General features: G+C 63.8%; 27 protein-coding genes. 5 read left to right on the top strand and 22 right to left on the bottom strand.

The window, feature by feature from the left end:
* Window positions 1–82 precede the first annotated feature (82 nt).
* The 13 genes from LOY35_RS02975 to LOY35_RS03035 form a co-directional block, all read right to left on the bottom strand.
* Complete coding sequence (locus LOY35_RS02975) at window positions 83–388, bottom strand: urease subunit beta (protein ID WP_258630519.1); 306 nt, start codon at window positions 386–388, stop codon at window positions 83–85.
* On the bottom strand, window positions 385–918 hold the full coding sequence (locus LOY35_RS02980; RefSeq protein ID WP_258630520.1) for an N-acetyltransferase: 534 nt from the start codon (window positions 916–918) through the stop codon (window positions 385–387). The genes LOY35_RS02975 and LOY35_RS02980 overlap by 4 nt, the downstream gene beginning before the upstream one ends.
* 5 nt (window positions 919–923) lie before the next feature.
* Window positions 924–1,457, bottom strand: coding sequence for a GNAT family N-acetyltransferase (locus LOY35_RS02985; RefSeq protein WP_258630525.1), 534 nt, complete (start codon window positions 1,455–1,457; stop codon window positions 924–926).
* Between the two features lie 10 nt (window positions 1,458–1,467).
* A complete protein-coding gene (gene ureA, locus LOY35_RS02990; RefSeq protein WP_003197350.1) occupies window positions 1,468–1,770 on the bottom strand; it encodes an urease subunit gamma in 303 nt (100 codons plus the stop codon).
* A 212-nt stretch (window positions 1,771–1,982) separates the two neighbouring features.
* Window positions 1,983–2,825, bottom strand: coding sequence for an urease accessory protein UreD (locus LOY35_RS02995; RefSeq protein ID WP_258630530.1), 843 nt, complete (start codon window positions 2,823–2,825; stop codon window positions 1,983–1,985).
* Between the two features lie 30 nt (window positions 2,826–2,855).
* Window positions 2,856–3,554, bottom strand: a complete 699-nt coding sequence (gene urtE, locus LOY35_RS03000) for an urea ABC transporter ATP-binding subunit UrtE (protein WP_258630532.1) — start codon at window positions 3,552–3,554, stop codon at window positions 2,856–2,858.
* 166 nt (window positions 3,555–3,720) lie between these two features.
* The gene (gene urtD, locus LOY35_RS03005) at window positions 3,721–4,590 is read right to left on the bottom strand and encodes an urea ABC transporter ATP-binding protein UrtD (RefSeq protein ID WP_258630533.1); all 870 of its coding nucleotides are present in this window, start codon (window positions 4,588–4,590) and stop codon (window positions 3,721–3,723) included.
* A complete protein-coding gene (urtC, locus tag LOY35_RS03010; RefSeq protein WP_258630534.1) occupies window positions 4,587–5,666 on the bottom strand; it encodes an urea ABC transporter permease subunit UrtC in 1,080 nt (359 codons plus the stop codon). Before urtC ends, urtD begins: the two co-directional genes overlap by 4 nt.
* Window positions 5,666–7,168 (bottom strand): urea ABC transporter permease subunit UrtB, encoded by a 1,503-nt coding sequence (gene urtB / locus LOY35_RS03015; RefSeq protein WP_258630536.1) that lies wholly within the window; start codon window positions 7,166–7,168, stop codon window positions 5,666–5,668. Before urtB ends, urtC begins: the two co-directional genes overlap by 1 nt.
* A gap of 162 nt (window positions 7,169–7,330) precedes the next feature.
* Complete coding sequence (gene urtA, locus LOY35_RS03020; RefSeq protein WP_258630539.1) at window positions 7,331–8,596, bottom strand: urea ABC transporter substrate-binding protein; 1,266 nt, start codon at window positions 8,594–8,596, stop codon at window positions 7,331–7,333.
* Window positions 8,597–8,982: 386 nt separating this feature from the next.
* On the bottom strand, window positions 8,983–9,993 hold the full coding sequence (locus LOY35_RS03025) for an iron ABC transporter permease (RefSeq protein ID WP_258630542.1): 1,011 nt from the start codon (window positions 9,991–9,993) through the stop codon (window positions 8,983–8,985).
* Window positions 9,990–10,937 carry an ABC transporter substrate-binding protein gene (locus LOY35_RS03030; RefSeq protein WP_258630544.1) on the bottom strand — a complete coding sequence of 316 codons (948 nt, stop codon included), beginning with the start codon at window positions 10,935–10,937 and terminating at the stop codon, window positions 9,990–9,992. Before LOY35_RS03030 ends, LOY35_RS03025 begins: the two co-directional genes overlap by 4 nt.
* Window positions 10,934–11,722, bottom strand: coding sequence for an ABC transporter ATP-binding protein (locus tag LOY35_RS03035; RefSeq protein WP_258630545.1), 789 nt, complete (start codon window positions 11,720–11,722; stop codon window positions 10,934–10,936). Before LOY35_RS03035 ends, LOY35_RS03030 begins: the two co-directional genes overlap by 4 nt.
* Before the next feature lie 340 nt (window positions 11,723–12,062).
* Here LOY35_RS03035 and LOY35_RS03040 point away from each other — a divergent pair, with 340 nt between their 5' ends.
* The gene (locus LOY35_RS03040) at window positions 12,063–12,410 is read left to right on the top strand and encodes a hypothetical protein (protein WP_258630547.1); all 348 of its coding nucleotides are present in this window, start codon (window positions 12,063–12,065) and stop codon (window positions 12,408–12,410) included.
* Between the two features lie 7 nt (window positions 12,411–12,417).
* On the opposite strand, the gene LOY35_RS03045 is transcribed toward LOY35_RS03040, so the two are convergent.
* The 9 genes from LOY35_RS03045 to cbiE form a co-directional block, all read right to left on the bottom strand.
* Window positions 12,418–13,797: a PepSY domain-containing protein gene (locus tag LOY35_RS03045; protein ID WP_258630548.1), complete on the bottom strand. Its 1,380-nt coding sequence runs from the start codon at window positions 13,795–13,797 to the stop codon at window positions 12,418–12,420.
* Window positions 13,798–14,005: 208 nt separating this feature from the next.
* A complete protein-coding gene (locus LOY35_RS03050) occupies window positions 14,006–14,398 on the bottom strand; it encodes a DUF2946 domain-containing protein (RefSeq protein ID WP_258633464.1) in 393 nt (130 codons plus the stop codon).
* Between the two features lie 54 nt (window positions 14,399–14,452).
* The gene (locus LOY35_RS03055) at window positions 14,453–14,932 is read right to left on the bottom strand and encodes a copper chaperone PCu(A)C (RefSeq protein ID WP_258630552.1); all 480 of its coding nucleotides are present in this window, start codon (window positions 14,930–14,932) and stop codon (window positions 14,453–14,455) included.
* Window positions 14,933–14,983: 51 nt separating this feature from the next.
* Window positions 14,984–15,382: a DUF2946 domain-containing protein gene (locus LOY35_RS03060; protein WP_258630553.1), complete on the bottom strand. Its 399-nt coding sequence runs from the start codon at window positions 15,380–15,382 to the stop codon at window positions 14,984–14,986.
* A gap of 147 nt (window positions 15,383–15,529) precedes the next feature.
* On the bottom strand, window positions 15,530–15,730 hold the full coding sequence (locus LOY35_RS03065) for a DNA-binding protein (RefSeq protein WP_408981180.1): 201 nt from the start codon (window positions 15,728–15,730) through the stop codon (window positions 15,530–15,532).
* Between the two features lie 348 nt (window positions 15,731–16,078).
* Window positions 16,079–16,435 carry a DUF6124 family protein gene (locus tag LOY35_RS03070; protein ID WP_258630557.1) on the bottom strand — a complete coding sequence of 119 codons (357 nt, stop codon included), beginning with the start codon at window positions 16,433–16,435 and terminating at the stop codon, window positions 16,079–16,081.
* A 352-nt stretch (window positions 16,436–16,787) separates the two neighbouring features.
* Entirely contained in the window at window positions 16,788–17,504 is a 717-nt protein-coding gene (locus LOY35_RS03075) for a cobalt-precorrin-6A reductase (RefSeq protein ID WP_258630559.1), read from the bottom strand.
* On the bottom strand, window positions 17,501–18,598 hold the full coding sequence (locus tag LOY35_RS03080; protein WP_258630561.1) for a cobalt-precorrin-5B (C(1))-methyltransferase: 1,098 nt from the start codon (window positions 18,596–18,598) through the stop codon (window positions 17,501–17,503). The genes LOY35_RS03075 and LOY35_RS03080 overlap by 4 nt, the downstream gene beginning before the upstream one ends.
* The gene (gene cbiE, locus LOY35_RS03085; RefSeq protein ID WP_258630564.1) at window positions 18,591–19,802 is read right to left on the bottom strand and encodes a precorrin-6y C5,15-methyltransferase (decarboxylating) subunit CbiE; all 1,212 of its coding nucleotides are present in this window, start codon (window positions 19,800–19,802) and stop codon (window positions 18,591–18,593) included. The genes LOY35_RS03080 and cbiE overlap by 8 nt, the downstream gene beginning before the upstream one ends.
* 926 nt (window positions 19,803–20,728) lie before the next feature.
* Here cbiE and cobG point away from each other — a divergent pair.
* Genes cobG through cobJ form a run of 4 tightly spaced genes read left to right on the top strand, consistent with a single transcriptional unit; the run spans window position 20,729 to window position 25,125 of the window.
* On the top strand, window positions 20,729–22,078 hold the full coding sequence (cobG, locus tag LOY35_RS03090; RefSeq protein ID WP_258633466.1) for a precorrin-3B synthase: 1,350 nt from the start codon (window positions 20,729–20,731) through the stop codon (window positions 22,076–22,078).
* On the top strand, window positions 22,071–22,697 hold the full coding sequence (locus LOY35_RS03095; RefSeq protein WP_024781417.1) for a precorrin-8X methylmutase: 627 nt from the start codon (window positions 22,071–22,073) through the stop codon (window positions 22,695–22,697). The genes cobG and LOY35_RS03095 overlap by 8 nt, the downstream gene beginning before the upstream one ends.
* Window positions 22,697–23,428 carry a precorrin-2 C(20)-methyltransferase gene (locus LOY35_RS03100; RefSeq protein WP_047700229.1) on the top strand — a complete coding sequence of 244 codons (732 nt, stop codon included), beginning with the start codon at window positions 22,697–22,699 and terminating at the stop codon, window positions 23,426–23,428. Before LOY35_RS03095 ends, LOY35_RS03100 begins: the two co-directional genes overlap by 1 nt.
* On the top strand, window positions 23,425–25,125 hold the full coding sequence (gene cobJ, locus LOY35_RS03105; protein ID WP_258630569.1) for a precorrin-3B C(17)-methyltransferase: 1,701 nt from the start codon (window positions 23,425–23,427) through the stop codon (window positions 25,123–25,125). Before LOY35_RS03100 ends, cobJ begins: the two co-directional genes overlap by 4 nt.
* Window positions 25,126–25,413 lie beyond the last annotated feature (288 nt).

Consider the following 25,413-nt stretch of genomic DNA (forward strand, 5'->3'; position numbering starts at 1 on the left):
ACAGTTTGCTGGCGATGAACTATGACGCGGCCTGACAGGAAACCGCGGCGCCTATATCGCGGGCAAGCCTTGCTCCCGCAGGTTACAGATCGCCCATGACCCGCCCGGCAAACCCGAACACCCGGCGATGCCCGGCCAGGTCCACCAGTTCCACCTTGCGGCTCTGTCCCGGCTCGAAGCGCACGGCGGTGCCGGCCGGGATGTTCAGGCGCATGCCGCGGCTGGCGGCGCGGTCGAAGGTCAGGGCGTCGTTGGTTTCGAAGAAGTGATAGTGCGAGCCGACCTGGATCGGCCGGTCGCCGCTGTTGGCGACGAACAGCGTCAGGGTGCGGCGGCCGACGTTGAGTTCGATGTCGCCGGGCTGGATCTGGTATTGGCCTGGAATCATTGCGGTTGTCCCAAAAGCTTGTAGTAGATGGCGGTCGGGGTGTACGTCCCGTCCGGGCTCTGGCAGTAGTCGGGCAGTTCACCGACACGGGTGTAGCCCGTGGCGCGGTAGAACGCCTCGGCCTCGGAGCCGGCCTCTGTGTCGAGGTACAACAGGCCACGCTTGTACTGGCGGGCGCCGAGCTCCAGGGCGCTCATCAATTGCTGTCCCAGGCCCCGCCGGCGGGCATCGCCGCGGACCAGCAGTTTCTGCACTTCGGCGCGGTTCAGGCCGTTGGGTTTCTGGCACAGGGCAAGCTGGACGCTGGCCTGCACCTGTTCGTCCTTGACCACCACCCACAACAACAGGCTGCCCTGGTTGAGGCTGGCCTGGACTTCGTCGAAATAGGCGCGGGCCTGGACCGCATCGAGATCGGCCATGAAGCCGATACTGGCGCCGTACCCCACGGCGTCGAGCAACAGATCGATCAGGCCCTGGCGGTAATGCGCAAAGCTTTCAGCGTGGACTCGACGCAACTGGGCGGCGTTCATCGGTGTCACTCCTTGTTGGCAACCGGCGCAGGCGCCCCGGGATTGAGGATCAACTGCATGAAAGTCAGGTCCAGCCAGCGACCGAACTTGGTCCCTACCTGGTGCATCTGCCCGGTGATGACGAAACCGGCCCGTTCATGCAGGCGAATCGAAGCCGCGTTACCGCTTTCGATGGCGGCGACCATGACGTGTTTGCCGCACGCCTTCGCGGACTCGATCAACGCCGTCATCAGATGAGGACCAAGGCCATTGCCGCGCTGGTCGCTGCGCACGTACACCGAATGCTCCACGGTATGCCGGAAGCCGTCGAAGGGGCGCCAGTCACCGAACGCAGCATAGCCGAGTACATTTTCTTCGCTGTCGATGATCACCAGCACCGGGTAGCCCTGGGCCTGCCGTGCATCGAACCACGCCTGGCGGTTGCCCAGGTCCACGGCCTGTTCGTTCCAGATCGCCGTGGTGTTGAGCACCGCGTCGTTGTAGATGTCGCGGATGGCGGGCAGGTCCGCCGGGTGAGCGTCACGAATCCGATAAGTCATGGCACGCTCCTCAGGCAATGGGCTGGTGGACGGTGACCAGCTTGGTGCCGTCGGGAAACGTCGCCTCGACCTGGATCTCCGGGATCATTTCCGGGATGCCCTCCATTACCTGCTCGCGACTCAGCAGGGTGGTGCCGTAATGCATCAACTCGGCCACGGTCTGGCCGTCGCGGGCACCTTCGAGCAGAGCCGCGGAAATGTAGGCCATGGCCTCCGGGTAATTGAGTTTCAAGCCACGGGCCAGCCGCCGCTCGGCGACGAGGCCGGCGGTGAAGATCAACAGCTTGTCTTTTTCGCGTGGGGTCAGGTCCATGTGCAGTCCATAAAAGGCAGATAAATAATTCGCGCTGAGCTCGACCCTTGGATGGGAACCCGTGGGAGCAAAGCTTGCTCGCGATAACGATAACGCGGTCTTCTTCTGTGTCGAGGCGCCTGCATCGCGAGCAAGCTTTGCTCCCACAGAACTCACTACTCCCACAGAACTCACTACTCCCACAGAACTCACTACTCCCACAGAAAAGCAATTCAGGTGCTCCAGATCCGAGGTGGCACGGCTTCTCGACCCAGCAGCGCCGGCCGCAGTAACCGCCACAACTCAACCAGCCACCCCCGCGCCAGCAGCGCCTCGCTCGCCAGGCACCGCGCCACGACCAGCCCCGGCAATTGCGTCAGGTCGCCACGCACGGCATGGCCCAAGGTGCGGCACTGGTCCAGCAGTTCGCCATCGATCTCGCCCGTCACCAGCAGCGTCGCAAACACCGGGTCGCCGCCCAGCCCAATGGGCGAGTCCAGCAAACCATCGCCACCGACGATGCGCTGGCGCTCGTGCCACAGCAACTGCCCGTCGCGGCGAATGTCCAGCCGTGATTGAAAGTGTCCCAGGTCAAAGCGCTCGCCGCTGGCGGGACGGCCGAGGGCGACCATGTCCCAGTAGAACAGGCGTCCGTCGCCTTGCAGATCAATAGAGGTGTCGAGTTCGGCCTGGGCGGCGCTGAAGACAATGGTCTCCTGGGGTAACCACTCCAGTGTCGCCCCGGCTGCCACGTTCAGAGTCAGTTGCTGATAGGCAGGCGCCGTGGCGCGATACCACTTGGCCGCGCCGGGGCTGGTCAGCTGTGCCCAGGCGCTGGAACCGACGTGAGCCGAGATCGCCAATCGGTCACCGCCGGCAATGCCCCCGGGCGGGTGGACGATGATGTGTTGGCACACCTCGGGCCCTTCGGCGTACAAATGCTTTTGCACCCGCAGCGGGCCTTTATGGCGGCGCTGTACCGGGCGCGTACTGTCGCCGAAGCGGGCATAAGCCAGTTCCAGCTCGGCGTGCCAGCAGGGCGTGAACAGGGCAGGTGCGGATAAAGGTAGATTCATGATTTCTGATGATTGTCCGGACGCTACAGACTAGATCGTAACCAGCCCGCGCACACCTTCGGCCTCCATGTTTTCTCCGCGCCCCTGCTGCACGATCTCGCCCCGGGACATCACCAGGTATTGATCGGCCAGCTCGGCGGCGAAGTCGTAGAACTGCTCCACCAGCAAAATCGCCATGTCACCCCGGGCCGCCAGTTGTTTGATGACCGCGCCGATCTCCTTGATGACCGATGGCTGGATGCCTTCGGTGGGCTCGTCGAGGATCAGCAGTCGCGGACGACTGGCCAACGCCCGGCCAATGGCGAGCTGCTGTTGCTGGCCGCCGGACAGGTCACCGCCACGGCGCTGTTTCATTTGCAGCAACACCGGGAACAATTCGTAGATGAACGCCGGCACCTCTCGCGCCTCGGACGCGGGAAAACGCGACAGGCCCATCAGCAGGTTTTCTTCCACGGTCAGCCGCCCGAAGATCTCCCGGCCCTGGGGTACATAGGCGATGCCGGCGTGGACCCGCTGGTGCGGTTTGAACGCGGTGATGGTTTTGCCTTCCCAATTCACCGCGCCTTCCCTGGCCGGCAGCAACCCCATCAGGCATTTGAGCAGGGTGGTCTTGCCCACGCCATTGCGGCCCAGCAGGCAGGTTACCTCGCCGACCTTCGCTTCGAACGACAGGCCCCGCAGGATGTGGCTACCGCCGTAGTATTGGTGGAGCTTGTCGACTTGCAGCATGGCTTGAATCTCCGCTCAATTCCCTGTGGAGCCAGGACACCCTGTGGGAGCAAAGCTTGCTCGCGATAGCAGCACCTCGGTCCAGCAGAAGGACCGCGTTATCGTTCGTCGCGAGCAAGCTTTGCTCCCACTGGCCCTATCCCATAGAGGTCATGTGTTCACAGTTCTACCGACCGAGGTACACCTCGATCACCCGCTCATTGTCCTGCACCTGTTCCAACGACCCTTCAGCCAGCACGCTGCCCTGATGCAGGACGGTGACGTGGTCGGCGATGGTGCCGACGAAGCCCATGTCATGTTCCACCACCATCAGCGAATGCTTGCCCGCCAGGGATTTGAACAGCTCGGCGGTGAAGTCGGTTTCGGCGTCGGTCATGCCCGCCACCGGTTCGTCGAGCAGCAGCAATTGCGGGTCCTGGACCAGCAGCATGCCGATCTCCAGGAACTGCTTTTGCCCATGGGACAGCAGCCCGGCCGGGCGATTGACCGATGGCGCGAGGCGGATGGTCTCCAGCACTTCACTGATGCGGTCGTGCTGCTCGCCAGTCAGTTTCGCCCGCAGGCTGGCCCATACCGACTTGTCGGTTTTCAGCGCCAGTTCCAGGTTCTCGAACACGCTCAGGGCTTCGAACACGGTGGGCTTCTGGAACTTGCGGCCGATACCGGCCTGGGCGATCTGCACTTCGCTCATGCCGGTCAGGTCGAGGGTCTCGCCGAACCAGGCCCTGCCGTGGCTGGGGCGGGTCTTGCCGGTGATCACGTCCATCAGCGTGGTCTTGCCCGCGCCATTGGGGCCGATGATGCACCGCAGCTCGCCGACGCCGATGTACAGATTCAGATCGTTCAGGGCCTTGAAGCCGTCGAAGCTGACGCTGATGTCTTCCAGGGTCAGAATCGTCCCGTGACGGGTATTCAGGCCAACGCCGGCTGCCCGGCCGAGGCCGATGGCGTCACGGCTGCTGCCGGCGTCCTTGTTGGGTTCGGTTGGAAAAAAAGCCGGCTCGAGCATGAATTCGGCACTCGCTGTGATTCTCATTGTTCGCCTCCTTTCTTCAGCAGACCCACCACGCCCTTGGGCAGGTACAAGGTCACCACGATGAACAGCGCACCCAGGAAAAACAGCCAGTACTCCGGGAAGGCCACGGTGAACCAGCTCTTCATGCCGTTGACCACGCCGGCGCCCAACAGCGGTCCGATCAGCGTGCCGCGGCCGCCGAGCGCCACCCACACGGCGGCCTCGATGGAATTGGTCGGCGACATTTCGCTGGGGTTGATGATGCCCACCTGCGGCACATACAACGCCCCAGCCAGGCCGCACAGGACCGCGCTCAAGACCCAGACGAACAACTTGAAGCCCCGGGGATCGTAGCCGCAGAACATCAGCCGGTTCTCCGCGTCCCGCAAGGCGGTCAGCACCCGGCCGAACTTGCTGCGCGCCAGCCGCCAGCCGATGAACAGGCTCGCCATCAGCAACAGCACAGTGAGCAAAAACAGCACGGCTCGGGTGCCGGGTTCGGTGATGCCGAAACCCAGGATCGAGCGGAAATTGGTGAAGCCGTTGTTGCCGCCGAAGCCGGTTTCGTTGCGAAAGAACAGCAGCATGCCGGCGAAGGTCAGGGCCTGGGTCATGATCGAGAAGTACACACCCTTGATCCGCGAGCGAAAAGCGAAGAAACCGAACATCAACGCCAGCAGCCCCGGCGCCAGGACCACCAGGCACAAGGCCCAGAGGAAGCTGTCGGTGCCGGCCCAGTACCAGGGCAATTCGGTCCACGACAGAAATGTCATGAACGCCGGCAAGCCATCACCGGCCGTCTGGCGCATCAGGTACATGCCCATGGCGTAGCCGCCCAGGGCGAAGAACAGGCCGTGGCCCAGGGACAGCATCCCGGCGTAACCCCAGACCAGGTCCAGCGCCAGGGCAACGATTGCGTAGCAGAGAATCTTGCCCACCAGCGTCAGGGTATAGGCCGAAACGTGCAGCGGATGGTCTGCCGCCAACAACGACAGCAGTGGCAGGCTCAGCAGTACGGCCAGGATCAGTACACCGACGACGAGGGTAACTTTAGGCCCGGCCTTTTGCGTAGCCGTGAGCATCAGGGGCTGGTTCATCAGTCGATTACCCGTCCTTTGAGCGCGAAGAGGCCTTGCGGACGCTTCTGGATGAACAGAATGATCAGCGCGAGGATGAGGATCTTGCCGAGCACGGCGCCGATCTGCGGTTCGAGAATCTTGTTGGCGATGCCCAGGCCGAACGCGGCGGATACGCTACCGGCCAACTGGCCGACGCCGCCGAGCACCACCACCAGGAACGAGTCGATGATGTAGCTCTGGCCCAGGTCCGGGCCGACGTTGCCGATCTGGCTCAGGGCCACGCCGCCCAGCCCGGCGATGCCCGAGCCGAGGCCGAAGGCGAGCATGTCCACGCGCCCGGTGGGCACGCCGCAGCAGGCCGCCATGTTGCGGTTCTGGGTGACGGCCCGCACGTTCAGGCCCAGGCGGGTCTTGTTCAGCAACAACCAGGTCAGCAGCACCACGAACAGTGCGAAGGCAATGATGACGATGCGGTTGTACGGCAGCACCAGGTTCGGCAACACCTGGATCCCGCCCGACAGCCAGGTCGGGTTGGCCACTTCGACGTTCTGCGCGCCGAACACCAGGCGCACCAGTTGGATCAGCATCAAGCTGATGCCCCAGGTGGCGAGCAGGGTTTCCAGCGGCCGTCCGTAGAGATGGCGGATCACCGTGCGTTCCAGGGCCATGCCGATGGCGGCGGTGATGAAGAATGCCACCGGCAGGGCGATCAGCGGGTAGAACTCGATGGCGCTCGGAGCGAAGCGCTGGAACAGCATCTGCACGACGTAGGTGGAATAGGCGCCGAGCATCAGCATCTCGCCGTGGGCCATGTTGATCACCCCCAGCAGCCCGAAGGTGATGGCCAGGCCGAGGGCCGCGAGCAACAGGATCGAGCCCAGGGACATACCGCTGAACGCCTGGCCCAGCAACTCGCCCACCAGCAGTTTGCGCTTGACCTGGGCGAGACTGGTTTCGGCGGCGGTGCGTACCCCGGTATCGGTTTCGGCGCCAGGTTCGAGCACGCCTTCGAGACGGGTGCGAGCCAGCGGGTCGCCGGTTTCCCCCAGCAAGCGGATGGCCGCCAGGCGCACGGCCGGGTTGGCATCCACCAATTGCAGGTTTGCCAGGGCCAGGCTCAGGGCGGCGTGGACATCTTCGTCTTGCTCGCCAGCCAGTTGCCGGTCGAGAAAAGCCAGTTGCGCCGGACGCGCGCTTTTCTGCAACTGCTGCGCTGCGCCCAGGCGTATGCCGGGATCGCTGGCAAGCAGTTGATGGCTGGCGAGGGCGGTTTCTATCAGCCCGCGCAAGCGATTGTTCAGGCGCAGGGTCTTGGGCTGGCCGTCGACGGTCAACTGGCCTTGCTGCAAGGCGTTGAGCAATTCGACGCGCCCGGGCTCGGGCTGCGCCGCCCAGGTTTCCAGCAGTTTGGCCTGCAGGGTTGGGTTAGCGGCGACGAAGTCTTCGGCGTCGCCCGCGTGGGTGGCCAGTGGCAGTAATAACGCCAGGGCTAGAATCAGACGGTAAAGGGCAGTGGGCATATGCTCGGCCTTGCGCGGTCTTGCTTTTGTGGGAGCGGGCTTGCTCGCGAATGCGGTGGGTCAGTCACACTTGCTCTGGATGATCTACCGCATTCGCGAGCAAGCCCGCTCCCACAGGGAGTTGTGTGTCGGTCCCGGGATCCGGAGCCGACACCCATGGGCTCAGTTTCCCTTCACCGCATAGTCGGGCTTCTTGTCGTTGCCGACGATGAACGGGCTCCATGGCTGGGCGCGGACCGGCCCCTCGGTTTGCCAGACTACGTTGAACTGACCGTCGGCCTGGATCTCGCCGATCATCACCGGCTTGTGCAGGTGGTGGTTGGTCTTGTCCATGGTCAGGGTGTAGCCCGACGGCGCGGCAAAGGTCTGGCCGGCGAGGGCTTCGCGGACCTTGTCGACGTCGGTGGACTTGGCCTTTTCCGCCGCCTGGGCCCACATGTGGATACCGACGTAGGTGGCTTCCATCGGGTCGTTGGTCACGGCCTTGTCGGCGCCCGGCAGGTTCTTGGCCTTGGCGTAGGCTTTCCAGGCATCGACGAATTTTTTGTTCGCCGGATTATCCACGGATTCGAAGTAGTTCCAGGCCGCGAGGTTGCCCACCAGCGGTTTGGTGTCGATGCCGCGCAATTCTTCTTCGCCTACCGAGAACGCCACCACCGGTACGTCGGTGGCTTTCAGGCCCTGGTTGGCCAGTTCCTTGTAGAACGGCACGTTGGAGTCGCCGTTGACCGTGGAGATGACCGCGGTCTTGCCGCCGGCCGAGAACTTCTTGATGCTCGCCACGATGGTCTGGTAGTCGCTGTGGCCGAACGGGGTATAGACCTCTTCGATGTCCTTGTCCGCCACACCCTTGGAATGCAGGAACGCCCGCAGGATCTTATTGGTGGTGCGCGGGTAGACGTAGTCGGTGCCCAGCAGGAAATAGCGCTTGGCGCTGCCGCCTTCTTCGCTCATCAGGTATTCCACCGCCGGAATAGCCTGCTGGTTCGGCGCCGCGCCGGTGTAGAACACGTTTGGCGACATCTCTTCGCCTTCGTATTGCACCGGATAGAACAGCAGGCCATTGAGTTCTTCGAATACCGGCAGCACCGATTTACGCGACACCGACGTCCAGCAGCCGAACACCACGGCGACCTTGTCCTGGGTCAGCAACTGCCGGCCTTTTTCCGCAAACAGTGGCCAGTTCGAGGCCGGGTCCACGACCACCGCTTCGAGCTGCTTGCCGTTCACACCGCCCTTGGCATTGATTTCGTCGATGGTCATCAGCGCCATGTCCTTGAGCGACGTCTCGGAGATCGCCATGGTCCCGGACAGGGAATGCAGGATGCCGACCTTGATGGTCTCGGCGGCCTGGGCAGTCCAGGTCATGCCCATCGCGGCAATGCTGGCCGAGAGGGTAAAGGCCTTGATCAAACTACGACGTTTCATTGTGCGATCTCCGTGAATGGGTGTTTTTTTCGAGGGCAGATGCAGACGCTGGAGAGGGCTTCTGCAAGGGGTGTGCCCGGTCGGGAAAAGGCCGGTAAATATGGGGATGGTGTGGTGAGGAGAGCAGGGTGACGCACCACGAGGGACCGCCGCCTGTGCGCTGGTGCGATCGGATGCGCCACATCGGTGCGTGCGAATACACCGGTATTGGAGGAAAGGAAATACCTGTGGCGAGGGGATTTATCCCCGCTGGGCTGCGCAGCGGCCCCAGTACTGATGGGCGCGGTCTGCCTGGTGAATAGCATTCCCTGCTCTCGGGGGCTGCTTCGCAGCCCAACGGGGATAAATCCCCTCGCCACAGAGTGCGGGGTGGCGGATGAATTTGCTCAGCGCCGCCGCATCAGTCCGATGAAAAACAGCCCGCCAATGGCCGCCGTCGCCACGCCAATTGGCAGGTCCTCCGGTGCGATCAGGGTCCGCGCGGCCACGTCCACCCACACCAGGAACAGGCTGCCCAGCAGTACGCAGGCGGGCAGCAAGCGACGATGCTCGGCGCCCACCAGGCGCCGGGCGATGTGCGGCACCATCAGCCCGACAAAACCGATCGAGCCGCTGATGGACACCAGTACGCCGGTCATCAGCGACGCGATCAGGAAGATCCACAACCGCACCTTCGCCGCGTTCAGGCCCAGGGTCACGGCGGTCTGTTCGCCCGCCATCAGGGCGTTCAACGGCCGAGCCATGCCCAGCAGCAGGAGCAGCCCCAGCAGGACACTGGCGGCGGGCACCGCAAGCAGTTCCCAGCGCGCCAGGCCCAGGCCGCCGAGCATCCAGAACATCACCGCGGAGCTGGCGCGATGGTCACCCAGGAACAGCAGCAGGTTGGCCGCCGCCATCATCACGAATGACACCGCCACGCCGCACAGCAACAAGCGATCGCTTTCCAGGCGGCCCTGGCGGCTGGCAATCGCCAGCACCAACAGCATGCTCAACAACGCGCCGATGAACGCGGCGAGGGGCAGGGTCAGCAGGCCGATGATTTCCCCGACATGCAGCACCACGATGACTGCCCCGAGGGTCGCGCCGGAGGTGACGCCGAGCAGGTGCGGGTCGGCCAGCGGGTTGCGGGTCACCGCTTGCAGCACCGCGCCGATCAATGCCAGCCCCGCGCCCACCAGCGCGCCGAGCAACAGGCGTGGCACGCGGATCAGCCAGACGATGTGTTCCTGGCCGGCTGTCCAATAGACCTCCCCCATGCCGAAGGCCTTGTTCAGCAGGATGTCCCAGACCACGGCCACCGGCACCCGCGCCGGCCCGAAGCCCAGGGACACCACGCACGACACCAGCATCAGCGCGCCGAGGAAGGTCAACAGTCCGGCATAGCGACGAGGGTTCATCGGTCGTGGAAACCCTTCGCCAGGGTTTGTACCGCCACCACGTTATCGATGCCTGGCGTGGCCTGGACGTAGGGAATCACGATGAAGCGCCGGTGCTTGATCGCATCCACCGATTGCAAGGCCGGGTGCTCCAGCAGGAATTGCTGTTTCTGCTCGGCGCTGACTTCGCCGTAATCGACGATCACGATGACCTCGGGGTTGTGCTCGACCACGTTTTCCCAGTTCACCCGGGTCCAGCTGGTTTCCAGGGCATCGAGGATATTGCGCCCGCCCGCCGCGTCGATCAGGGCCTGGGGCATGCCCAGCCGGCCGGAGGTCATGGCCCGGTCTTCACCGCTGTCGTAGAGGAATACCCGGGGCCGGTCGGACGGCAGGTGTTTGCGGATGTCGGCCACCTGGGCCTGCATCGTGGCGATCAGCGCATCGGCGCGGTCCTGGACGTCGAAAATCTTTCCAAGATTGCGCAGGTCGTTGTAGGTATCTTCCAGCGAAGCCGCCGAACGTTTCATCACGAACGCGCAGGACTCGGTCAATTCGTACACGTTGATGCCCAGCGGTTGCAGGGTCTGCGGCGTCAAGTCGCCGCCCACCCGCATGCCGTAGTCCCAACCGGCGAAGAAGAAATCCACGTTGGCGTTGAGCAGGGTTTCCACCGAGGGATATTTGGCCGCCAGTTCCGGCAGGCCGTCGAGGATCTTCGCCATCTCGGGCGTCACCGATTTCCAGCCGCTGATGCCGCTGTAGCCGACCATGCGCGATTTGAGTCCGAGGGCGAGCATCATCTGGGTCATGTTGATGTCGTGGCTGACGGCATGCCGCGGGGCTTCGTTGAACGTCACCTGACGGTTGCAGCTCTGGATGGTCAACGGATAGCGGGTGGCTTCGGCCAGGGCTTGGGCGCTGCACAGCAGCAGCGGCAGGAGCAGCAGGGAACGCAGGGTCATGGTTGGGTTATCCAGGTGATTCGTGGGTAGCCGGCGAGAGGGTGTTCATCCACCAGGGCTTCGACGCCGAAGACGTCATGCAGCAGCGCGGCGGTCAGCACATCCTTGGGAGTCCCGCTGGCGACGATGCGGCCGTGTTCGATGACGTAGAGCCGGTCGCAGAAGGCGGCGGCCAGGTTCAGGTCGTGGATGCTGGCGAGGGTGCCGATCCCAAGGCGTTTGATCAGTTGCAGCAGTTCGAGTTGATAGCGCGGGTCGAGGTGATTGGTCGGTTCGTCGAGGATCAGCAGTTGCGGTTGCTGGGCCAGGGCACGGGCCAGGATCACCCGCTGCTTTTCACCGCCGGAGAGGGTGGCGAAGGCATGTTCGCCGAAGCCTTGCAGCCCTACCGCTTCCAGGGCCTGGATCACCAGGCGCCGGTCCTCGTGGCTGTCGCCGTCGAACAGACCCTTGTGCGGCGTGCGACCCATGGCGACCACTTCCTCGACCGTGAGGCCAAAGGCGTCGGGAAATTCCTGCAACACCACAGCGATACGTTGCGCGCACCAGCGTGACGACTGACGCCAGACGTTGTGGTGATCGAGTTTCACCTCGCCGCTCTCCGGCGGGCTGAACCGGTAGGCGCAACGCAACAGGCTAGTCTTGCCACTGCCGTTGGGCCCGATCAACCCGACAAACTCCCCGGCCGCCACCTGCAACGTGGCGTCACGCAGTTGGAACTGGTGATGGCAGTGACCATGGCCCAGGGGTGTCCAGGCGAGGTGGGAAAGGGTCAGCGAGGTCATGCGTGTACTCAAATGATCGGGTTACGACCCAATCCTGTGGGAGCGAGCCTGCTCGCGATAGCGCTGGATCAGTCGACTCTTCTCTGGCTGACCCAGCGCTGTCGCGAGCAGGCTCGCTCCCACATTCGCGGATTGTGTCCAGTTCGGCAGCGGGCGCGATTGTAGAGGTTTCGCGCCGCCTTCCGTTAACGCGCTGTCTTCAGCATGAAGATGAAGCTCCCTCAGGCCGGTGTGTCCAGTCTCTCCCCTGGCAAGCCGACACGGACCTGTCAGACCTGACAGTAGCCCCAAGGATCGAGGCGGGTTAGCCTGCTTATTCCCCAAAAAGGGAAGACACTCCATGACCACGACCAGGCTTGTGACTTTTATTGGCGCACTGGTCTTCGGGTGTATCGCCATTCGCTTGGTCGTAGCCTCCGAGACTCCCTGTGAGCAGGCATGGAGGAATAACCCGATCAGCTTCAGTTGCAAGGCCACGGTGAGTGCGATGGACGCCGGACGCCCGCCTCGCCCGATGATCGAGCCGCAGGGCAACGGGCGGTGCCGGATCACTGTGACGTGCAGGAATGACTACGGCGGAGGCACGCCCAACGAGATCGAAGACATCAAGGTTGTCGACGTGGAAGAACTCCACGTCTGCAATGGCGTCCTCCAGCCGGAGTCCTGTGGCGACCTGTTCCGGCCTTGACCGTCCCTCAAGAGATTGCATCACCGCGAATGCCCTGGGCCCTGCGCGAAATCAACAGGCGGTCGATCATCCAGATCACCACCAGGGATGCCCCCACCAACGGAAACACCACCGCCAGGGTCAGCATGATGAACACCCCGGTCTTCCACGTCGGCAGGTCATGACGCATGGGCGGTACGCCGAGCTTGCCCTGTGGCCGGCGCTTCCACCAGATCACCACGCCGCTCACGGCGCTGAGCAGGATCATCAGGCAGATCAGCAACACGACGATCTGGTTCGCCGGGCCGAACATTTTGCCTTCGTGCAACATGACGCCGGTTTCGGTGGCGCGGGCGACGACGCTGTAATCGGCCCAGCGCACATCGGCCAAGACCTTGCCGGTGTACTGGTCCACGTGGAGGGTGGCGTCATTGCGCGGGTCGTCGGCGAACACGGCAATGGTGAACACCCCCGTGGCCGTGGTTGGCAGGGTGATGCTGTAGCCAGGCGTGACCTTGTGAGCGGTGGCGATGTCCTGCACCGCTTGCAGGCGGATGGTCGGCGCGGCGGGGCCCTCGTGCATGCCACCGTGGGCCATGTGTTCGGCATGATCGCCGGACATCGGCATCGGCGTATTTTCCATGGCCCAGGGCACGGTCTGGCGGTGAGCGTTGTTGAGGCTGCCAGCGTCGACGTCGGACTTGGGCACGTCGTTCCACATCGCGGCCGGGAAGCGATTCCAGAGGTCGGCGTACTGTTTGCCCCAGAAGCCGGTCCAGGTCATGCCGCTGAGCAGCATCACCAGCAGCAACGCCGCGCCCCAGAAGCCGACGACCCCATGCAGGTCGCGCCAGAACAGCCGACCGCGAGCACTCCAGCGTGGCCACAGGACCCCGGCCGAGGATTGCCCGCGAGGCCACCACAGGTACAACCCCGACACCACCAGCACCACGCCCCAGCCGGCGGCCATCTCCACCAGTCGGTCACCGACGGTGCCGATCAGCAGCTCGCCGTGGATAGCCCTGGCCATGGCTTGCAGGTTGTTCTTGGCATCCTGTTCGCCGAGGACGTCGCCGTGGTACGGATCGATGAAAACGTTCAGCTCCCGGCCCTTGTCGATCACCACGAACTGCGCACTGCGTTCGGCGTCGGCCGGTGGCAGGTACTGTTTGACCTGGGCTGCGGGGTAGGCCTGGCGAACCTTCTGAAGCAGGTCGTCCGCGGCCATCGTGTGATGACCGGCCGGTACGTTCAGCAGGCTGCCGTACATCAGTGGATCGAGTTGAGGTTTGAACAGGTAGATGATGCCGGTCAGTGCCAGCATCACCATGAACGGCGCGACGAACAGCCCGGCATAGAAATGCCAGCGCCAGGCCAGGTTGTAGAAATTCGGTTTCGGTTGGCTCATCGAAAAGCGCTCCGCTTGGCAAATGTGTTTGTACGGTCAAATCCCTGCGGGGAGCGAGCAGGCTTGCTCCCCGCAGGTTTTGTGCGCTCGATTGTTTTGCCTCATGTCACGGTAAAAACTGGACATGCTGACTCCATCGAGCAGACGTAAACGACACGGTCGGGCAGCCTGGGGCTGTCTTGTACGACCGGGTGGGTAAGTGTCGGGTCTACGCGTCGAGGGGCGGGGCACGGGTGCGGGCACCCGGGAAGAATGACGGCCGGGCATGACCTAGGCGTGGGGAAGGGCTGGTGTAGGTGTTGGCCGCTGGGGTGTCGAAAACGGCGAGAGACTGCGCTCCCGGCAAGGCCGGGCAATTGAACAGCAGGCTGCAATAGCCGCATTTCTCCCACAGCGCGTGATGCTCGTTCCGGGGCGTGCCGTGTTCGGCTGCCGGTGCGTCATGTCCGGCGTGAGCGCCTGCGGACATGTCCATATCCATGCTCATCGTCATGGACGAAGACATGCGTTGATCCATCGGCATCGACTGGGAAACCAGTGGACCGATAAAGATCATCAGCATGGCGAACAGGCTGATCCAGCTGCCGCGTGCCAGGCTCATCGGCTGGCGGCGGGGCATGTCAGGCCTGGCGCGGGGAAGACCCATGGGCCGCTATCAGTGCATGTGGCCTTCGGTCATGGTGCCGTCGGGGGCTTTTTTCTGCACCGCAACGTCGACCGTGACATCCCCGGCTTTCTCGAAATGCAGGGTCATGGCAAAGCGTTTGCCGTCACTCAGCAGGCTGCGGTCTTTCAGGTCCAGCAGCATGACGTGGTAAGCCATGGGGGCGAAAGTGACGGTGGCACCGGGGGCAATCGCAACCGTGGGCACGGGCTGCATCTTCATCAGGTCGTCCTGCTTCACGTGCTCGTGGAGCTCGGCCTTGCCAGCAATCGGCGTGTCGACGCTGAGCAGTTTGTCCGCTGTTGCCCCGGCGTTGTGGATCACGAAGTACGCGGCCACGGTCGGCGCGTTGGGCGGCAGCTCCTGGGACCAGGGATGGGCGATCTCGAGGTCGCCGACCTTGTACTGATGAGCATGGGCAAAGCCGACGGGAAGCAGCAGGGCAGCCAGCAGGATGAGTCTGTTCAACATGGGTGATTCTCCGGAACGATTCAGGGCGCAATTGTTTTTATGCGGTGGGAATCAGACCAGAGGCGAGGCGCGGGGGTTGAGACTCGGCCATTGCTGGCGTGGCGTGGGGCTGTCGAATGTTGAGTGGACAAGGCCGCGGTGGGCAGGCTGTGGGGCCAGGTACAGCCGCGGAGCCTGTCCAGTGAGCGCCACCAACGACGCCGAGCCTGCGCAGCACCAGCAATGCTGCATGGTCGAATGGTCGTCGTTGCGGGGCGTGCCCTGTTCGAGCTTGCCCAGGGAAATCGCCACCAGCTTGGTGCCACTGGAGGAACAGAAACTGCCCCACAACAACTGCTCGGCCGGCGCATTCTCCTGCACCGCCCCGCTGCCGGAAAGCGGCATGGCGAGCATGTTGAACAGCACTGCGAAGCAGGCGATCCAGGCAAATGCAAGCCGTTGTCGGGACATGGGCGAATCCGCTCGGTTGGGCGATCAGGTGGCGGTATTTAGCCTGATCGCAGGCTGGAAGTAAAAAAGCCATGTGCGGTGTAGGGTCGCAGGGCTCGTGTTAACAGTAGCAATTGATCGCCAAGTGAGCGCTGTTGTGGCGAGATATCAGTCGACGTTCGATTGGTCACCATCCGCATCGAGGGCAATCGGCGTCATGTCTTTTGCTCGAGCGATATCGTCGAGAGCCGCTCGTACCAGTACGCCGTCACCATCGTCCTCGTCGAAACAGCCATCCAGATACGCGGTCATTTCCTCAGGCGTTTTGAGATAAATAGCAGCATCGAAGCGTGTGAATGTTCCGGTCATTGAGGGCGCCTCCTCCAACAGGAGCTGAGCAAACTCAGGGTCACGCCTGGCGCGTTCGACAATCGTGTGTTTGTAATTTCGTGTGAGGACCATAGGATTACCTTCAAAGACTCCAATAGCTGGTGAGTATCTGTGGCGAGAAGATTTATTCCCCGTTGGGCTGAGTAGACACTGTGGGAGCAAGGCTTGCCCGCGATGAGCGCGACTCGGTTCCAAGATAAACCGCGTCGGCTTCATCGCGGGCAAGCCTTGCTCCCACAAAGCGCAGCGGTGTGACGTTTCGCTAAACCCGCCTCGCCACAGATATTGGGTTCGACCCTTATAGTGATCAAGCCAAGAACCTGTTGCTTACCTTGGGTCAACCTCATCCAATGCTCGATTTGCCAACAACTGGCCCAGCTCGATCATTTGCTGAACTCCCAGTGTAATGTGTCGTCGCGAACCGTCCAGATCGAAGGCAAGGTCACTGACCATAGCGTTGGCCGAGGCGAGTGTTTCGCTGAGGTTGGCGAGCAGACATTCGGCATCGATGTCGGGGGCGATGAGAAAGATGCTATGGAGGGTGTCGGACTTTTCTTCAGCGGGCGGTTTGAGGTAGTAGTCCAAGGCGCGGGTGGCCGCATCATCGAGTTTTTTTGAGTTGATGCTGTTACCGCCAGATTCAGTGTCGTCGGTGTCTGGGGGATTGGGTGTGATCTTAAACATTGCTGAAAACTCCTTGTATGGAGCCGCAACGGCTTCGCGACTAAACGAAGGGAGGCGGCTGTACGCAGGTTAGTCGACCGGGGAGTTCAGCATTACCGGCGCGCCCGAGGGCGCCCTGCGCACAACCACCATCAAGTGCAGGTTGAATACCTGACTGGACGGAGCTTATGAACCAGCTGAAAGCCACGGGCGACTAAACCCGATCACTGAGGGGCAGTGACGGAGTCCAAGCTACCGATGCGCTCCCAGGTCCACAAGCCGGCGGATTCTGGCGCAGTTGTAGGCAGCGGCGCAAGGCGATGTAGTCTGGGTTCGTAGTCTCAGTGCGGCCGGATCGTGAAGGTCGGCAGAGTTACATCGACAGCGCCGACAACATCTCATCCAGCGTCCAGAATTCCCGATCCACCCCCGCCAACACCGGCCGCCTCAACACCAGCACCGGCACCCCACGCTCCCGCGCCGCTTCCAGCTTCGGCTCGGTTGCAGTGCTGCCACTGTTCTTGCTGACCAGCACATCGATCTGCCGCCGCTCGAACAGCGCCCGTTCGCCGTCGATATGGAACGGTCCGCGGGCGCCGATGACTTCGCAGCGTTCGTTACCGGGGTAAACGTCCAGGGCGCGCAGGGTCCAGAATTGCTCCGGGGGAATTTCATGCAGATGTTGCAGCGGTTCGCGGCCGAGGGTGAAGAGGGGGCGATGGAAGGGTTTCAGGGCCTGGATCAGTTCGGCCCAGTCGGCCACTTCGCGCCAGTCATCGCCCTGGCGGGGCTGCCAGGCCGGGCGGCGCAGGGCCCAGCAGGGGATGCCACAGGCGCGGGCTGCGTGGGCGGCGTTGTGGCTGATCCGGGCGGCGTAGGGGTGGGTGGCGTCCAACAGCAGGCTGATGCCCTGGTCGCGGATGAACTGCGCCAGGCCCTCAGCACCGCCGTAGCCGCCGACGCGCACCTGGCAGGTCAGGTCGATGGGGACACGGCCCACGCCCGCCAGGCTGTAGATGTGTTGGGGGCCGAGGGTGCGAGCGATGGCCAAGGCTTCGGTGACGCCGCCCAGCAGCAGGATACGTTTCATGTAAAGGCTCCGGCGTGGCCGACGATTCCGCCCTGGCGGTCGATGGCGAACACTTCGACTTGAACCTGGGGCGGCACGATGCTGCGGGCGAAGGCCAGGGCGTGCCCGCACACCGCGTCGCCGAGGGCGATGCCCGCGGTACTGGCCATCGCCAAGGCCTGTTGGCTGGTGTTGGCGCCGCGGATGCCTTGCTGCAAAGCCTCGTCGGCGCCGATTGCGGCGGCCCAGTCGGCCAGCTGTGGCAGGTCGATGCTCGAATGACGGCTGTGCAGGTCCATGTGACCGGCGGCGAGTTTGCTGATTTTGCCAAAGCCGCCGCAGAGGCTGAGCTTGTCCACCGGGACCTTGCGCACGTGCTTGAGCACGGCCCCGACGAAGTCGCCCATTTCGATCAAGGCGATTTCCGGCAGGTTGTAGACCCGGCGCATGGTGTCTTCGCTGGCGTTGCCGGTGCAGGCCGCGATGTGCAGGTAGCCGTTGGTTTTCGCCACGTCGATGCCCTGATGGATCGAGGCAATGTAGGCCGCGCAGGAGAAGGGCCGGACAATGCCGCTGGTGCCGAGGATCGACAGGCCGCCGAGGATGCCCAGGCGCGGGTTCATGGTTTTCAACGCCAGGGCTTCACCGCCCTCGACGTTGACCGTGACTTCGAAACCGCCGGTATAACCGGTTTCTTCGGCCAGCCGGTCCAGGTGATCACCGATCATCTTGCGCGGCACCGGGTTGATCGCCGGTTCGCCGACCGCCAGCACCAGGCCCGGTCGCGTCACCGTGCCGACGCCGCGCCCGGCAACGAAACGCACCCCCGGTTCGGCGGTCAGCCGCACCTGGGAAAACAACAGCGCACCGTGGGTCACGTCGGGGTCGTCGCCGGCGTCCTTGATTGTCCCGGCCTCGGCGCCCTGGCCGCTCAACCGGCAGAACTCCAGGCGCATCTGCACCTGTTTGCCCTTGGGCAAAACGATCTCCACGGCATCGGCGCAATGGCCTTGCAGCAACAGGCGCGCCGCCGCCAGGCTGGTGGCCGTGGCGCAGCTGCCGGTGGTGAGGCCGCTGCGCAGGGGCGCGGGTTGTTCGGCGGTTTCGTCACGCATCGAGGGGCTTTACCAGGTCCAGCAGGGTAATCGGCAACGCCTGGCGCCAGGTGTCGAACTCACCCAATGGTTGGGCTTGGGCGATGTGGATGCGGGTCAGTTCGCCGCCATGGAGCTCGCGCCAGTTCATGAGCGTCATCTCGCTTTGCAGGGTCACGGCATTGGCGACCAGCCGGCCACCGGGCTTGAGTTGGGCCCAGCAGGTTTCCAGCACGCCTTCACGGGTGACGCCGCCGCCAATGAATACGGCGTCCGGTGGCTCCAGTCCCTCAAGGGCCTGGGGCGCTCGCCCGCGAATCAGTTGCAGGCCGGGCACGCCGAGGATGTCGCGGTTACGTTCGATCAAGCCTTGGCGGCCTTCGTCGGCCTCGATGGCCAGGGCCCGGCAGGCTGGGTGCGTGCGCATCCATTCGATGCCGATGGAGCCGCTGCCGGCGCCCACGTCCCAGAGCAATTCGCCGGGCATCGGGGCGAGGCGGGCCAGGGTGATGGCGCGCACGTCGCGCTTGGTCAATTGACCGTCATGTTCGAACGCGGTGTCCGGCAGGCCGGCCAGGCGCGACAGGCGCAACGCCGAGGGTTCGGCCCGACACTCGACGGCGATCAGGTTCAGGTCGGTAATGTCCGGTTCGGACCACTGTGCCGCGCAGCTTTCGATCCGCCGCTCTGCCGGGCCGCCCAGGTGTTCCAGCACGGTCATGGGGCTGGGGCCGAACCCGCGCTCGCGCAGCAATGACGCCACCGCAGCTGGAGTGTGGCGGTCATTGCTCAGCATCAGCAGCCTGACGCCTGTGGATAAATAGGCATTGAGCGCCGCCAGGGGGCGCGCCACCAGCGACACAGTGACCACCTCCTGCAGCGGCCAACCCATGCGCGCCGCCGCCAGCGAACACGACGATGGCGCCGGGATGACCAGCATCTGCTCGCTTGGCAGGTGTTTGGCGAGGCTGGCGCCGACGCCGTAGAACATCGGATCGCCGCTGGCCAGCACGCACACCGGCTCGTCCCGTCGCGCCAGCAGTGGTTCCAGGGAAAACGGGCTTGGCCACAGCTCCCGTTCGCCGCGAATGCACACCGGCAATAACGCCAGCTGGCGAGCGCTGCCGACAATGCGCGTCGCCCGCAACAGGGCATGGCGCGCCGTTCGGCCCAGGCCCTTGAAGCCGTCTTCGCCGATGCCCACTACGGTCAACCAGGGGGTCATCTCTGTTCCTCGAATGAGTAGGTTTGCTCGACGGGCATTTCAGTCCCGCGAACCGGGCCGCCATCATACCGCGCCGGTGGGAGCAAGGCTTGCCCGCGATGGCAGTGCTCCATTCAACATTACCGTCACAAACAGACCGCTTTCGCGAGCAAGCCCGCTCCCACAATTTGAATGGGGTTGTTCACACATTCTGTGCCAGCCGCAGATCCCCTGTGGGAGCGAGGCTTGCCCGCGATGGCAGTGCTCCATTCAACATTACCGTCATAGACAGACCGCTTTCGCGAGCAAGCCCGCTCCCACAATTTGAATGGGGTTGTTCACACATTCTGTGCCAGCCGCAGATCCCCTGTGGGAGCGAGGCTTGCCTGCGATGGCAGTGCTTCATTCGACATCACCGTCACAGACAGACCGCTATCGCGAGCAGGCTCGCTCCCACATTGGAATGGGGTTGCCCACTTAATTTGTGCCCGCCGCAGATCCCCTGTGGGAGCAAGGCTTGCCCGCGATGGCAGTGCTCCATTCAACATCATCGTCACAGACAGACCGCTATCGCGAGCAGGCTCGCTCCCACATTGGACTGGGGTTGTCCTTCTATTTCGTGCCAGCCGCAGATCCCCTGTGGGAGCAAGGCTTGCCTGTGATGGCAGTGCTCCATTCAACATTACCGTCATAGACAGACCGCTTTCGCGAGCAGGCTCGCTCCCACATTGGAATGGGGTTGCCCACTTAATTTGCGTCTGCCGCAGATCCCCTGTGGGAGCAAGGCTTGCCCGCGATGGCGTCGGTCCATTCAACCCCACCTTGCCAGCCAGGCCGCTATCGCCAGCAAGCGCCCAGCTCACATTCCTGACGGCACTGCACATAATCCGACGGGCAAGCTTTTCATGCCCCCCGGCAAAGCAGGCATAATGGCGGTCCTTCGCCCGATGCGGCGTGTCCCATTGACCGGTTTGCCCTTGAACGAACGTCCATCCACCAACGCCATACGCCCCTCGGGTTGCCCGGGGTTGCTGCGTGTCGTCCAGGCGCTGGACGGCGGCATCTGCCGGATCAAGCTCGATGGCGGCGCTATCCGGGCCGATCAGGCCGAAGCCGTGGCATTGGCGGCCGAGCGGTTCGCCGGTGGCGTGATCGAGGCGACCAACCGGGCCAACTTGCAGATCCGCGGGATCGGCGCTGAGCACGCCGCGTTGATCGAGTCATTGCTGGCCGCCGGACTTGGCCCGCACACACCGGCCGGCGACGATGTACGCAACCTGATGCTCAGCCCCATGGCCGGCATCGACCGGCAGATGCTGCTGGACACCCGTCCGCTGGCCGCGCAGATCCTGCTCAGCCTGCAAACCCACGACCGGTTCCATGAGCTGTCGGCCAAGTTCGCCGTGCAACTGGACGGCGGCGAGGCGCTGGCGATGCTCGATCATCACCATGACCTGTGGTTGTCGGCGTTCATGCGTCACGGTGAGCCCTGGCTGGCATTCGGGTTGGCGGGGTCGCCGCTGGATGAACCGGCCGGCGCGGTCCTCCTGGCCGAAGGACATGGGTTGGTGCTGGCGGTGCTGGAACTGTTCCTCGACCTGGCCCGCCCGGACCAGACTCGCATGCGCCACCTGCTGGCAGAACTTCCCCACACGGAATTCATCCAGCAGTTGGCCTGCCGGGTCGCGTTAAAACCGTGTACCGGTTGGCAGCGCGATGGGTCCATCGATGGACTGCACCTCGGCATCCAGCCCCAACATGACGAACGTGTCTACGTGGGGGGCGCCGCGCCCCTTGGCCGACTCGACGCCGTCATGCTGCGAGGCCTGGCGCAACTGGCACGGGAGAAGGGCGACAGCAGCCTTCGTTTCACCCCATGGCAAAGCCTGTTGTTGCCCAACGTACGCCGCGAGGATGCGGACGAAGTGCTGGCGCGATTCGAAGGGCTGGGCCTGCTGTGTTCGGCGGAGCAACCGTTGGCGCACCTCATCGCCTGCACCGGTTCCAGTGGCTGCGGCAAGGCCCTGGCCGACACCAAGGCCGACGCCCGGCGACTGGCCGACTTACTGCAACGCCAGGGCCATGGGATGAACGTCCATTTGTCCGGCTGCCCGCGTTCCTGCGCGGCGGCCCATATCGCGCCCGCCACCTTGCTGGCGGTCGCTCCCGGTCGTTACGACCTCTATTTTCGCGATGCCACGCAGCCGGGTTTCGGCGCGTTGCAGGCGCACAACCTGACTATTGAAGCGGTCGGCCAATGGCTCGACGCTCGCCCCCGGAGCCCCTTTGATGCTTGATTACATCCGCGACGGTCAGGAGATCTATCGCAACTCCTTCGCGATCATTCGCGCCGAGGCCAACCTGGCGCGCATTCCGGCCGATCTGGAAAAACTCGCGGTACGGGTGATCCACGCCTGCGGCATGGTTGAGGCGGTCGACGGGCTGCAGTTTTCCGAAGGCGCGGGCACGGCCGGGCGCCAGGCCCTGGCTGCCGGTGCGCCGATCCTGTGCGATGCGCGGATGGTCAGCGAAGGTGTGACCCGCGCTCGCCTGCCGGCCAACAACCCGGTGATCTGCACCTTGCGCGACGAGAGCGTGCCGCAGCTGGCCCGCGAATTGGGCAACACCCGTTCAGCGGCGGCCCTGGAGCTGTGGCGTCCGCATCTGGAAGGCAGTGTCGTGGTGATCGGCAATGCACCCACCGCGCTGTTCTACCTGCTGGAAATGCTCGACGCCGGTGCACCGAAACCCGCGTTGATCCTGGGCTTCCCGGTGGGGTTCGTCGGCGCGGCTGAATCCAAGGCGATGCTGGCGGCCAACAGCCGTGGTGTGCCGTTCGTGATCATGCAAGGCCGACTCGGCGGCAGCGCCATGGCCGCGGCTGCCGTCAATGCCCTCGCTACGGAGATTGAATAATGCAGCAGCGTGGACGTCTGATCGGCCTCGGCGTGGGCCCCGGTGACCCGGAACTGATTACCCTCAAGGCCCTGCGCCTGCTGCGCGAATCCCCTGTGGTGGGGTACTTCGTCGCCAAGGGCAAGAAAGGCAACGCCTTCGGGATCATCGAGATGCACCTGCAAGAGACGCAAACGCTGATGCCGCTGGTGTACCCGGTCACCACCGAAGTATTGCCGGCGCCGCTGTCCTATGAGCAGGTGATCGCCGACTTCTACGACACCGCCGCCGAACAGGTGGCGGTGCATCTGGATGCCGGTCGCGACGTGGCCGTGATCTGCGAGGGCGATCCGTTCTTCTACGGTTCGTACATGTACCTGCACGATCGTCTGGCCGAGCGCTACGACGCCGAAGTCATTCCCGGCGTCTGCTCGATGCTGGGCGGTGCCTCGGTGCTCGGCGCGCCGCTGGTGTATCGCAACCAGAGCCTGTCGGTGCTCTCCGGCGTGCTGCCCCATGACGAGCTCAAGCGCCGGTTGGCCGATGCCGACGCGGCGGTGATCATGAAACTGGGGCGCAACTTCCCCAAGGTCCGTCAGGTGCTCGGGGAACTGGGCCTGGATGGCCGGGCGTTGTACGTCGAACGGGCGACCATGGCCAATCAGAAAATCGTGCCGCTGGATGAAGTCGAGCCGATGTCCTCGCCGTATTTTTCGTTGATCATCGTGCCGGGCGAACGGTGGCAGGGATGACGCTCAAGGCACCGGCAATCGTCATCCTCGGCCCTGGCAGCCTCGCAACGGCCCGGCGGGTCCAGCAGTGCTATCCCGGCGCCTTGATCCACGGCCTGGCCGGGCGGGTCGAGGGCGCGGACCGTCACTACCTGGAATTCGGCGCGACGTTGCGCGAGCTCTATCAGCAGGACACACCGATCATTGCCCTGTGCGCGGCGGGCATCGTCATCCGCACCCTGGCGCCGCTGCTGCTGGAAAAAGGCGTCGAGCCCGCCGTGCTGGCGGTGGCCGAGGACGGCAGCGCCGTGGTGCCGTTGCTCGGTGGCCTGGGCGGAGTCAACGTCATGGCCCGGGAAATCGCGACTGCGCTGCAAGTCGCCCCGGCGATCACCACCAGCGGCGAATTGCGTTTCGGCACTTGCCTGCTCAATCCACCGAGCGGCTACCGTCTCGACGATCTGGAGCAAGGCAAGCGCTTCGTCTCCGATCTGCTGGCCGGTGAGACAGTGCGCATCGAAGGGGCCGCGCCGTGGCTGGATCAAGCGCACTTGCCCCAGGACCAACAGGCGCGCCTGGCCATCCGTATCGACAGTGCTGCCAGCGTGCCCGCAGTCGATGAATTGCGTATCTATCCACGCAACGTCGTGGTGGCGCTGAGCGCCGGGACGACGGACGTAGCGGCCGCCATTGACGATGCCTTGGAGCAGGCCGGCCTTGCGGTGCAATCACTGGCGTGTGTGTTGGCGGCGGACAGCGACATGACCCGTCCAGACTTGCACGAAGCCACTGCGAGCCTGGGCGTGCCGCTACGCTTTGCCTGCGCCAGCGGCGACATCGCGCACAGATTGAGCGAGGCCCTCGGCCAGCCGGCTTCGATTCGGGTCATGGGCCGCCTGGCCATCGCGGTGGCCGAACAGCCCCTGGATCCGCAACGCATCGGCCGCCCACGCGGGCGCCTGGCGGTGATCGGCCTGGGCCCGGGCGCGGCCGAGTTGATGGTGCCGGCGGTGCGCGCCGAACTCGACCGCGCCAACGATGTGCTGGGCTACGAAACCTATGTGCGCATGGCCGGGCCGTTTCGTCCCGATCAGGTGCAGCACTGCACCGACAACCGCGAAGAGCTGCAACGCGCCCGCCATGCCTTCGAACTGGCGGCCCAGGGACGCTCCGTGGTGGTGGTGTCGTCCGGCGATCCGGGGGTGTTCGCCATGGCCGCCGCGGTGCTGGAAGCGCTGCATGATTCGACGAATGCCGATTGGCACGCTGTAGACCTGCAGATCCTGCCGGGCGTCTCGGCTTCCCTGGCCACCGCTGCCCAGGCCGGCGCGCCGCTGGGCCATGACTTCTGCGTGCTGTCGCTGTCGGACAACCTCAAGCCCTGGTCGATCATCGAGAAACGCCTGGACCTTGCGGCACAAGCGGATCTCGCGCTGGCGTTCTACAACCCCATCTCTCGTTCCCGCCCATGGCAACTGGGGCGAGCGCTGGAGATCGTCGCCCGGCATCGAACCGCGCAGACCCCCGTGGTCCTGGGGCGTGACATCGGCCGGCCGGGCCAGACTCTGCGGGTCACGACGCTGGGGCAGTTGACCCCGGACCAGGTCGACATGCGTACCATGGTCCTGGTCGGGTCTTCGACCACCTGCGTGTTTCCCCGCGCCGACGGTGGCCAGTGGGTGTACACGCCGCGCTGGTATGGCAGCAAACCGCTCTGATACCACCCGGCGGTCCGCTCGGGCCGCCGTCGTTTCCTGAACCTGTTAGTTGTTATACGTATATATCCTGGTACAGGACAACAAGTTGCGGATGCACTGCGCTTGTAACATGAAGTTGGTTTCTTATTTGGAAATTTATTGGTTTGCTTATTGGTTGAGTTGTGCGCGGGCACCAGGTTATTTTCATTTCCGCTGATCAAGAGCGATGTGTGTTTAGAGTTTAATGCCCAAGTGCCTGGATGCACGTGTGGGTTGCTGTTGCCTGAAAATGGCTTCGGCTATTCATGT

The organism is Pseudomonas sp. B21-028 (genome assembly GCF_024749045.1).
In the GTDB taxonomy this organism is placed as follows: Bacteria; Pseudomonadota; Gammaproteobacteria; order Pseudomonadales; family Pseudomonadaceae; genus Aquipseudomonas.